The organism is uncultured Aquabacterium sp. (assembly GCF_947366995.1).
In the GTDB taxonomy this organism is placed as follows: domain Bacteria; phylum Pseudomonadota; class Gammaproteobacteria; order Burkholderiales; family Burkholderiaceae_C; genus Aquabacterium.
In genome coordinates this window covers 22,904-32,232 of sequence record NZ_CANBCC010000044.1, presented here as the reverse complement: position 1 = coordinate 32,232, position 9,329 = coordinate 22,904, and the positions used below count along the sequence as shown (strand labels likewise).

10 protein-coding genes are annotated in these 9,329 nt (G+C 64.9%); 1 reads left to right on the top strand and 9 read right to left on the bottom strand.

Annotation, left to right across the window (positions count from 1 at the left end):
- Positions 1-6 precede the first annotated feature (6 nt).
- The 7 genes from Q0Z44_RS12185 to pstS all read right to left on the bottom strand — a co-directional run bounded on the left by Q0Z44_RS12185 (position 7) and on the right by pstS (position 6,222).
- Positions 7-912: a histidine kinase dimerization/phospho-acceptor domain-containing protein gene (locus Q0Z44_RS12185; RefSeq protein WP_298013106.1), complete on the bottom strand. Its 906-nt coding sequence runs from the start codon at positions 910-912 to the stop codon at positions 7-9.
- A 6-nt stretch (positions 913-918) separates the two neighbouring features.
- Entirely contained in the window at positions 919-1,620 is a 702-nt protein-coding gene (phoB, locus tag Q0Z44_RS12180; protein WP_298013104.1) for a phosphate regulon transcriptional regulator PhoB, read from the bottom strand.
- Positions 1,621-1,641: 21 nt separating this feature from the next.
- Positions 1,642-2,349 (bottom strand): phosphate signaling complex protein PhoU, encoded by a 708-nt coding sequence (gene phoU, locus Q0Z44_RS12175; RefSeq protein ID WP_109036620.1) that lies wholly within the window; start codon positions 2,347-2,349, stop codon positions 1,642-1,644.
- A gap of 41 nt (positions 2,350-2,390) precedes the next feature.
- The gene (gene pstB / locus Q0Z44_RS12170) at positions 2,391-3,170 is read right to left on the bottom strand and encodes a phosphate ABC transporter ATP-binding protein PstB (protein ID WP_298013101.1); all 780 of its coding nucleotides are present in this window, start codon (positions 3,168-3,170) and stop codon (positions 2,391-2,393) included.
- A 32-nt stretch (positions 3,171-3,202) separates the two neighbouring features.
- A complete protein-coding gene (gene pstA / locus Q0Z44_RS12165; protein ID WP_298013099.1) occupies positions 3,203-4,060 on the bottom strand; it encodes a phosphate ABC transporter permease PstA in 858 nt (285 codons plus the stop codon).
- Positions 4,057-5,016 carry a phosphate ABC transporter permease PstC gene (pstC, locus tag Q0Z44_RS12160; protein WP_298013112.1) on the bottom strand — a complete coding sequence of 320 codons (960 nt, stop codon included), beginning with the start codon at positions 5,014-5,016 and terminating at the stop codon, positions 4,057-4,059. Before pstC ends, pstA begins: the two co-directional genes overlap by 4 nt.
- Before the next feature lie 183 nt (positions 5,017-5,199).
- The gene (gene pstS, locus Q0Z44_RS12155; protein WP_298013110.1) at positions 5,200-6,222 is read right to left on the bottom strand and encodes a phosphate ABC transporter substrate-binding protein PstS; all 1,023 of its coding nucleotides are present in this window, start codon (positions 6,220-6,222) and stop codon (positions 5,200-5,202) included.
- 244 nt (positions 6,223-6,466) lie between these two features.
- On the opposite strand from pstS, the gene Q0Z44_RS12150 reads away from it, so the two are divergent.
- Positions 6,467-6,988 (top strand): fasciclin domain-containing protein, encoded by a 522-nt coding sequence (locus Q0Z44_RS12150; RefSeq protein ID WP_298013097.1) that lies wholly within the window; start codon positions 6,467-6,469, stop codon positions 6,986-6,988.
- Between the two features lie 65 nt (positions 6,989-7,053).
- Here Q0Z44_RS12150 and glmM read toward each other — a convergent pair whose 3' ends face one another.
- Positions 7,054-8,385 carry a phosphoglucosamine mutase gene (gene glmM / locus Q0Z44_RS12145; protein ID WP_298013095.1) on the bottom strand — a complete coding sequence of 444 codons (1,332 nt, stop codon included), beginning with the start codon at positions 8,383-8,385 and terminating at the stop codon, positions 7,054-7,056.
- Positions 8,386-8,442: 57 nt separating this feature from the next.
- Entirely contained in the window at positions 8,443-9,297 is an 855-nt protein-coding gene (folP, locus tag Q0Z44_RS12140) for a dihydropteroate synthase (RefSeq protein ID WP_298013093.1), read from the bottom strand.
- Between the last annotated feature and the right edge of the window lie 32 nt (positions 9,298-9,329).

The window sequence follows — 9,329 nt, the reverse complement described above, 5'->3', positions numbered from 1 at the left end:
GTGACCTCAGGCCTCCCTCTCCAACCGCCTGAGCAACTGCTCGACACTCGTCCATCGATCTGACGCCGGGCGGGGACTGCCCTCGATCTGCGCGAGCGTCAGCAAGTCAGCGACGAGGCCCTGCATGCGCTCTGCCTGCTGCATCATGAGGTCGACCACCCGCTTGCGTTCGACCTCGGTCAGGGGCAGCGAGGCCAGCGTTTCAATGAAGCCCGACAGCACCGTCAACGGTGTCCGGATTTCGTGCGACACGTTGGCCACGAAATCACGCCGCATCGTGTCGGCGCGCTCGCGCTCGGTGATGTCCTGCGACAGCACCAGCTTGAGCCCCTCCCCGTATGAGCGGATGTGCACCAGAATAAAACCTTGCCCACCGCGTGGCGCCGGGCACTTGACCGCCTCGCGGTAATCCCCCGATGCCAGGTACTGAACGAACGCCGGCTGCCGCACCAGATTCGTCACCCGCTGCATCAGGTCGCGCTGCGGATGCAGGCCGAAGTGATCCGCAGCACTTGGGCTGATCCAGCTGATGTGCTCGGTCGCGTCCAGCAGCATCACGCCATTGGGCGAGGCCTCGATCGCAGACAGGAACTGGGCCAGGCGGGCCCGCTCCTCGGCAATCTGCTTGTCTTTCAGGTAGATGACGCGCTGCACGCGGTGCGCCACCTCGCCCCACAGGCCAGGCAGCTCAGGCGGTACGGCCTCCGGCGTGCGCAGCCAGTCCAACACCGCATGCCCCTTGAGTGTGTCGAGCACCGACACAGTCAGCACGGCCAGTGCCGCGCCGATCAGGCCGACGGCGGCCGGGTGGCCCACCAGGTGCCCCGCCCACCAGCCGATCAGACCGCCGCCGCCCGCCATCAACAGACGGGCGCCGACACGCGACCACAGCCACGAGTTGCTTGAATCCACGATGGCTCAGGCTGCGTCTGCGGCCAGTTGCTGGGTGAGGCGATAACCGGCCCCGCGAACGGTTTCAATCAGCTGGGCGCGGTTCACCGGCGTGAGCGCCTCACGCAGACGCTTCACGTGCACGTCGACCGTGCGCTCTTCGATGAACACGTGGTCCCCCCAGACACGGTCGAGCAGCTGGGCCCGGCTGTGCACACGCTCGGGATGGGTCATGAAGAAGTGCAGAAGCTTGAACTCGGTCGGGCCGATCTTGACTTCCTGCTCTCCGCGCTGCACGCGGCGCGTGGCCGGATCCAGACGCAGTCCGGCGATCTCCACGGCGGAGTCCAGCGCCTGAGGCGCCTTGCGCCGCAGCACTGCGCGCACGCGCGCCATCAACTCGTGCGTGGAGAAAGGCTTGGTCAGGTAGTCGTCCGCGCCGGCATCGAGGCCGGCCACCTTGTCCACCTCTTCCGCACGGGCCGTCAGCATGATGATCGGCAACTCGCGCGTGCGGCTGGCAGTACGCCACCGCTTGGCCAGCGCCAGGCCGGACTGGCCAGGCAACATCCAGTCCAGAAGGACCAGATCCGGCAGAACCCGATCCAGCTGGGCTTGCGCCGCTTCGCTGTCGGACGCCACCGTGACCTCGAAACCGGCATGGCGCAGGTTGAGCGCGATCAACTCGGCGATCGCGGTTTCATCTTCCACCACCAGCACTCGGCTCATGGTCGCACTCCTGTTTTTGTCTTATTTGATGATGTTGGCCACGGCCTCGGGCGTGTTGTGCCGAACGTCCGTGCCCTTGACGATGTAGATCACCTGCTCGGCAAGGTTCTTGGCGTGGTCGCCCACACGCTCGATGGCCTTGGCCACGAACACCAGGTCGATCGACGCCGAGATCGTGCGCGGGTCTTCCATCATGTAGGTGATGAGCTTACGCATCAGTCCGTCGAACTCGGCGTCGATCTCGTTGTCGTTCTTGATGACTTCCAGCGCCACCTGGGTGTCCAGACGCGCAAACGCATCCAGCGCCCGGCGCAGCGAAGCGGTGGCCAACGAGGCCTCGAACGACACATCGGCCACAGGCAGGCGCAGACGGCTGGAAACGCCGGTGTTGATCAGGCGCTGCACCGTGCGTGCCACGCGGGCCGCCTCATCGCCCACCCGCTCCAGATTGCCAATGGTCTTGGAGATGGCGATCAGCAGGCGCAGGTCGCGTGCGGTCGGCTGACGGCGCGCGATGATGGTCGACAGGTCAGCGTCGATGTCGAGTTCCATCTGGTTGACGCGCTCTTCGTTCTGCAGCACCTGTGTGGCCGTCTCGCCGCTGAAATGCGTCAGCGCGTAGATGGCCTGCGCCACCTGCGACTCGACCAGGCCGCCCATTTCCAGCACACGGGTGGAAATGCCGCTGAGCTCCACGTCGAACTGGCTGGAGAGGTGTTTTTCAGTCATGGAGGACACTCCTTTTTGGCTTGTTGTTCGTCACTGCGGCATCAACCGAAGCGGCCGGTGATGTAGTCCTCGGTCTCCGTGCGCTTGGGCTTCATGAAGATGTCGGTGGTGGCACCGAACTCGATCAGTTCGCCCAGGTACATGTAGGCGGTGTAGTCCGAGCAGCGTGCGGCTTGCTGCATGTTGTGCGTCACGATCAGCACGGTGTAGTCGTTCTTGAGCTCGTGGATCAGCTCTTCGATCTTGCCGGTGGAGATCGGGTCGAGCGCCGAACAGGGCTCGTCCAGCAGCAGCACTTCCGGCTTGATCGCGATGCCGCGCGCGATGCACAGACGTTGTTGCTGGCCGCCAGACAGCCCGGAACCGCTCTGGTTCAGCTTGTCCTTCACTTCGTTCCACAGTGCGGCCTTCTTCAGGGCCCACTCCACGCGCTCGTCCATTTCTACGCGCGAGAGGTTTTCGAACAGGCGCACACCGAACGCGATGTTCTCGTAGATCGACATCGGGAACGGCGTCGGCTTCTGGAACACCATGCCCACGCGGGCGCGGATCAGCGACACATCCTCCTTGGTGGTCAGGATGTCCTGACCATCGAGCAGGATCTGGCCTTCGGCACGCTGTTCGGGGTAAAGCTCGAACATGCGGTTGAAAGTGCGCAGCAAGGTCGACTTGCCGCAGCCCGAGGGGCCGATGAAGGCCGTCACCTTGTTCTCCGGCAGCTCCATGTTGACGTTCTTCAACGCGTGGAACTTGCCGTAGAAGAAGTTGAGGTCGCGCACGGCCAGCTTGGGCTTCGTGCTGGTTTGAACCTTGGCATCCATGTGCAGGGTCTCCGGTATTCAGGGGCCGCGCCTCAGCGCTGGCGGAACAGGGTACGGGCGATGATGTTGAGGGCCAACACACCCACGGTGATCAGGAACACGCCGGCCCAGGCCAGGTGCTGCCAGTTCTCGTACGGGCTCATCGCAAACTTGAAGATCGTCACAGGCAGGCTGGCCATCGGCTGGCTCAGATCCGAAGACCAGAACTGGTTGGACAACGCGGTGAACAGCAACGGCGCGGTCTCGCCCGAGATGCGGGCCACGGCCAGCAGGATGCCGGTGACGACGCCGGCACGGGCCGACTTCAGCGTGATGGTCAGGATCAGACGCCATTTCGGTGTGCCCAGGGCATAGGCCGCCTCACGCAGCGCATTGGGCACCAGCATCAGCATGTTCTCGGTGGTACGGATCACCACAGGCACCACGATCAGCGCCAGAGCCAGCACGCCAGCCCAGCCAGAGAACGAATGGTTGCGCGCAACAACCGCCGAGTAGATGAACAGGCCGATCACGATCGACGGGGCTGACAGCAGGATGTCGTTGATGAAGCGCGTGGCACTGCCCAGCCAGCCACGCTGGCCATACTCCGCCAGGTAGATGCCGGCCAAGATGCCGACCGGCGTGCCGATCAGCGTGGCCAGCCCCACCATCATCAGCGAACCCATGATGGCGTTCGCCAGACCGCCCGCTTCCTGCGGCGGTGGCGTCATCTCGGTGAAGGTGCTGATGGCCAGCCCCCCCACGCCGAGGCGAACGGTCTCGATCAGGATCCAGATCAGCCAGACCAGGCCGAAGGCCATGGCGGCCAGCGACAGGGTCAGGGCCAGCATGTTGACCAGCTTGCGGCTGGCATAGCGGCTGGCGCGCATGCGTTGCAGTTCGGCGGTCACGAACGGGCTCCTTCAGACTTCTTCAGACGGGCCAGCAGCACCTTCGAGAACGCGAGCACGACAAAGGTGATGAAGAACAGGATCAGACCCAGATAGATCAAAGAGGCCTGGTGCAGGCCTTCGCCGGCTTCGGCAAACTCGTTGGCCAGCGCCGAGGTAATGCTGTTGGCCGCCTCGAAGACCGACAGCGAATTCAGCTGGTTCATGTTGCCGATGACGAAGGTCACGGCCATGGTCTCGCCCAGCGCGCGGCCCAGGCCCAGCATGACACCCCCCACGACACCGGTCTTGGTGTAGGGCAGCACGACCTTCCAGACCACCTCCCAGGTGGTCGAGCCCAGGCCATACGCCGACTCCTTCAACAGCGCCGGCGTCACCTCGAACACATCGCGCATCACCGAGGCGATGAACGGGATGATCATGATGGCCAGGATGATGCCGGCCGACAGGATGCCGATGCCCACCGGCGGGCCCGAGAAGAAGGCGCCCAGGTAGGGGATGCCTTCGGTCCAGGCTTGGAGCGGCTGTTGCACATACGTGGACAGGATGGGGCCGAAGACCAGCAGGCCCCACATGCCGTAGACGATGGACGGCACGGCCGCCAGCAGCTCGACCGCGATGCCCAGGGGGCGTTTCAGCCACGCCGGCGACAACTCGGTCAGGAACATGGCGATGCCGAAGCTCACCGGCACCGCAATCAACAGCGCGATGGCCGAGGTCATCAGCGTGCCGTAGATCATCACCAGGCCGCCATACTGGTTCTGCACGGGATCCCATTCGGTGCGCCACAGGAAGCTGAGCCCGTACTCCTGGATGGCCGGCCAGGCTCCCACCACCAGAGAGGCAATGATGCCGAGCAGCAAGCCCAGAGTCAGGATGGCCGAGGCGCGGGCCAGCAGCGCGAAAACGGTGTCGGCCCACGGGGCGGACGGACGGCGGTCAGGAGGATTGGTCATCGGTCGGCGCTGGCTGCCCTGTCCGGGCGGGGCCTTGGCGGCATCCAGTTCAGCAGGTAGGACGGCGGTCATCAAGGGCCTCCAACGTAAGAAAACATCCGATCATCGGAACACAACAAGGCCGGACGCCTGCATGCAGGGTCCGGCTTTCTTCTTCGTTCACTCAGCGAGGGTCGCCACAGATCACTTGTACGAGACCGTCTTGCCCGAGGCGTCCTTGATGTTGGCCCACTGCTTGCGCACCAGATCCTTCACGTTGTTCGGCAGGGGCACGTACTCCAAGTCGGCCGCGGCCTTGTCACCATTGTTGTAGGCCCACTCGAAGAACTTCAGCGAGCTGGCACCCTGCTCCGCCTTGTCCTGCGTCTTGTGCATCAGGATGAAGGTGGCGCCCGTCAGCGGCCAGGCGTCCTTGCCGGGCTGCTCGGTCAGGATCTGGTAGAACGACTTGGCCCAGTCGGCGCTGGCGGCAGCCGCCTTGAAGTTGGCATCGTCCGGGTTGACGAAGTTGCCAGCGGCGTTCTTCAGTTGAACGTGGGCCATCTTGTTCTGCTTGGCATACGCGTATTCCACGTAGCCGATCGAGTTCGGCAGGCGCTGGACGAAAGCCGACACGCCTTCGTTGCCCTTGCCACCCGCGCCGGTCGGCCAGTTCACGGCGGTGCCCTCACCCACCTTGGACTTCCACTCCGCGTTCACCTTCGACAGGTAGTTTGTGAAGATGAAGCTGGTGCCGGAGCCGTCTGCACGGCGCACCGGGGCGATCGGGGCATCCGGCAGCGCCACGCCCGGGTTCAGGGCAGCAATGGCCGGGTCATTCCACTTCTTGACGTTACCCAGGTAAATGTCGCCCAGCACCTGACCGGTGAGCTTGAGCTGTCCAGGCTGGATGCCCTTCACGTTGACCACCGGCACGACGCCACCGATCACGGTCGGGAATTGCACCAGGCCGTCCTTGGCCAGTTCTTCGTCCTTCAGCGGCATGTCCGACGCACCGAAGTCCACGGTCTTGGCCTTGATCTGCTTGATGCCAGCACCCGAACCCACCGACTGATAGTTGATGCGCACACTGGTGGCGGTGTTGTAGGCGGAGGCCCACTTGGCATACAGCGGCGCCGGGAACGTGGCGCCAGCGCCGGTCACGTCCTGAGCCATGGCCGAGGCGGCGATCAGCGAGAGGGCCACCGCGGTCGCGGTGCGGATCATCTTGAAGTTCATTGTGGTACGCCTTTCAGTGTCTGCGAGGGAGCGAAAACTCGATACGGCGCAATGTAGGCACCGATTGTGACGCGTCTGTGACATGTCCCGCCAGCGTTGTCACAAACCCCCATTGCCTTCGGCCCACGCAGGATGACACGTCTGTCATGTGGCCGTCACGGTTTCGTCATGAGGGGGTTTTATCGTCCGCGGGCGCTCCATCGTCGTGGAGCAGTTTTCTCTCGGAGACACCATGATCCAACGTACCCTTCTGTCGGCCGTTGTCGCGGCCCTCGCCATCGGCAGCACCGCCGGCCTGACCGGCTGCGCCGCCACGGGTGGTCAACAGGTCACGGCCCAGGCAGCGTCTGCTGCCAATCCCGCGGCCGCCATTCGCCAACGCGCAGACCTGAGCACCCTGGCGCGCCTGGTTCAACAGGCCGGCCTCGAGACAACGCTGCAAGGCAATGTCACTGTGTTCGCGCCGAACGACGAGGCCTTCAAGGCGGTGCCGGCCGCCACGCTGGACAAGCTCGCCAAGGACCCTGAAGCGCTCAAGGCAGTCTTGAGTTACCACGTTCTGCCGACCGTGTTGAAGTCGGACGCCATTCCTGGCGCTACGCAGGTCGTTACCGCCCAGGGCGCCAAGCTGTCGCTGTCCAAGGCAGGCGATTTCATCACCGCGGACGACAGCCTGGTGATCTCGGCTGACCAGCCGGCCGGTGGCGGTGTGGTTCACGTGGTCGACCGCGTGCTCATGCCGCCCAAGAAGTAAGCAGCCGCCTGCATGACCTAGGGCCCGAGGGGCCCTTTTTTCTTGCCGCGACAGCGCCGTTGGGGTTAAGCCTGAACCGCGTTGGCCAAGGCCTGTGCGCAGGACTGTGCCAGCGCGTCATCCTGCGCTTCAACCATCACGCGCAGCAGCGGCTCGGTGCCTGACGGTCGGATCAGCACGCGCCCCCGACCTGCCAACCGTGCCTTCACGGCCTCTTGCTCGGCGGAGAGCGCGGCGCTGGCGCGCCAGTCCTGACCAGGTTTCAGGCGCACATTGATCAAGGTCTGCGGGAACAGCGTGACGCCGTCGAGCCAGGATGCGAGCGACCGCCCCGAGCGAACGACCGCCTGTAGCACCTGCAAGGCACTGACGATCCCATCGCCGGTCGTGTGTCGGTCGAGCGCGATCAGGTGCCCCGAGCCCTCGCCCCCGAGCTGCCAGCCGCGGTTGACCAGTTCCTCCAGCACGTAACGGTCGCCCACTTTGGCGCGCACGAACTCGACGCCGCGTTCCTGCAGCGCCAGCTCCACCGCCATGTTGGTCATCAGGGTACCCACCGCGCCACGCACGGTCTCGCCCTGGGCCAGACGGTCAACCACCATCACGTACAGCAACTCGTCGCCGTTGAACAACCGCCCGCTGGCATCGACCAGTTGCAGTCGGTCGGCGTCGCCGTCCAGCGCGATGCCGTAGTGCGCGTTGTGCGCGCGCACCGCGTCCACCAACGCATCGGGATGGGTTGCGCCCACGCCGTCGTTGATGTTGAGGCCGTCAGGCGAGCAACCGATGGTCACCACTTCGGCGCCGAGCTCATGGAACACCCGCGGCGCCACCTGATAGGCCGCTCCATGGGCCCCATCCACCACCAGCTTCAGCCCCTTCAGCGACAGGTTGGCGCCAAATGTCGACTTGCAGAACTCGATGTAGCGCCCTCGGGCATCTTCGATGCGGCGGGCGCGACCCAACCCCAGCGAGTCGGTCCAGCAGGGCGCCTCCTCCAGCGCCGCTTCGACCTGCTGCTCCCATTCATCAGGCAGCTTCTCCCCGCGCGCCGAGAAGAATTTGATGCCGTTGTCGCCGTACGGGTTGTGCGATGCACTGATCACGACACCCAGATCCAGCCTCAGCGCACGGGTCAGGTAGGCCACACCGGGGGTGGGCAGGGGGCCGGTCAGCAGCACGTCCACCCCAGCCGACGCAAAGCCGGCCTCCAGAGCCGACTCCAGCATGTAGCCCGAGATGCGCGTGTCCTTGCCGATCAGCACCGTGGGGCGCTTCTCGCCGCGGCGCAGCACTTGCCCGACCGCATGTCCCAGCCTCAGCACGAAGTCAGGAGTGATCGGCGATTGCCCGACCGTGCCACGGATGCCGTCGGTGCCAAAGTAACGTCGCGTCATGGGATTTTGTCTGCAAGAGGAAGATGCGGAGGCGGATTGTCGCTCCGTTTGGCACGTTCAGGATCGGCCATCCAGGCGAGCCGGCAACAGCCCCGCTGCGTTCCAGACCTTGATCCCATCCACCGTGGCCGCTACGTCGTGCACGCGCACGATGGCCGCCCCCAGCTGGATGCTGGCCAGTGCCGCAGCCACGCTCGCGACGAGCCGCTCGTCCACCGGGCGCCCGGTCACGTGACCGAGGGTCGACTTGCGAGACCACCCGACCAGCAGCGGCCACCCAAGATCCAGCAGGCTGGTCTGTGCCCGCCAGAGCGTCACGTTGTGGGCAGGCGTCTTGCCGAACCCGTAGCCCGGGTCCAGCGTGATGCGATCGTGAGCGACACCGCGGGCCACCAGGGCGCCGGCCCGCGCGGCGAGAAAGGCACGCACATCGGCCACCACATCGGTGTAGGCCGGCTCGTGTTGCATCGTGGCTGGCAGCCCCTGCATGTGCATCAGGCACACCCCACATGCGCCATGCGCCGCCACGTGCTCCTCGGCCCCGTCGTCCGCCAACGCCCGCACGTCGTTGACGATGTCCACCCCAAGGTCCAGAGCCCGCTGCATCACGCCCGCCTTGCAGGTGTCGATGGACACCGGCACACCCAACGTCAGTGCGCCCCGCAACACCTCGGCCACGCGCCGCCACTCTTCATCGACCGTCAACGTGGGCGCGCCCGGTCGGGTCGACTCCCCGCCGATGTCCAGAATGTCGGCGCCCTCGCGAACCAGCTTCTCGCAATGCGCCAGCCCCGAGCGCGCATCGGCATGTGTGCCACCGTCCGAAAATGAATCGGGCGTCACATTGACGATGCCCATCACCTTCGGGCGGCTCAGGTCGATCTGGAAACGGGTGGTCTGCCAGGTGGTCATCTGCGGAAACGGAAGGGAGAATGAAAAACGGG

What these genes read in the sequence shown, in the direction of transcription:
- phoB (WP_298013104.1), bottom strand. Translation starts at nt 1,620, where the DNA reads ATGAGCCGAGTGCTGGTGGTGGAAGATGAAACCGCGATCGCCGAGTTG.
- phoU (WP_109036620.1), bottom strand. Translation starts at nt 2,349, where the DNA reads ATGACTGAAAAACACCTCTCCAGCCAGTTCGACGTGGAGCTCAGCGGC.
- pstB (WP_298013101.1), bottom strand. Translation starts at nt 3,170, where the DNA reads ATGGATGCCAAGGTTCAAACCAGCACGAAGCCCAAGCTGGCCGTGCGC.
- pstC (WP_298013112.1), bottom strand. Translation starts at nt 5,016, where the DNA reads ATGACCAATCCTCCTGACCGCCGTCCGTCCGCCCCGTGGGCCGACACC.
- pstS (WP_298013110.1), bottom strand. Translation starts at nt 6,222, where the DNA reads ATGATCCGCACCGCGACCGCGGTGGCCCTCTCGCTGATCGCCGCCTCG.
- Q0Z44_RS12150 (WP_298013097.1), top strand. Translation starts at nt 6,467, where the DNA reads ATGATCCAACGTACCCTTCTGTCGGCCGTTGTCGCGGCCCTCGCCATC.
- glmM (WP_298013095.1), bottom strand. Translation starts at nt 8,385, where the DNA reads ATGACGCGACGTTACTTTGGCACCGACGGCATCCGTGGCACGGTCGGG.
- folP (WP_298013093.1), bottom strand. Translation starts at nt 9,297, where the DNA reads ATGACCACCTGGCAGACCACCCGTTTCCAGATCGACCTGAGCCGCCCG.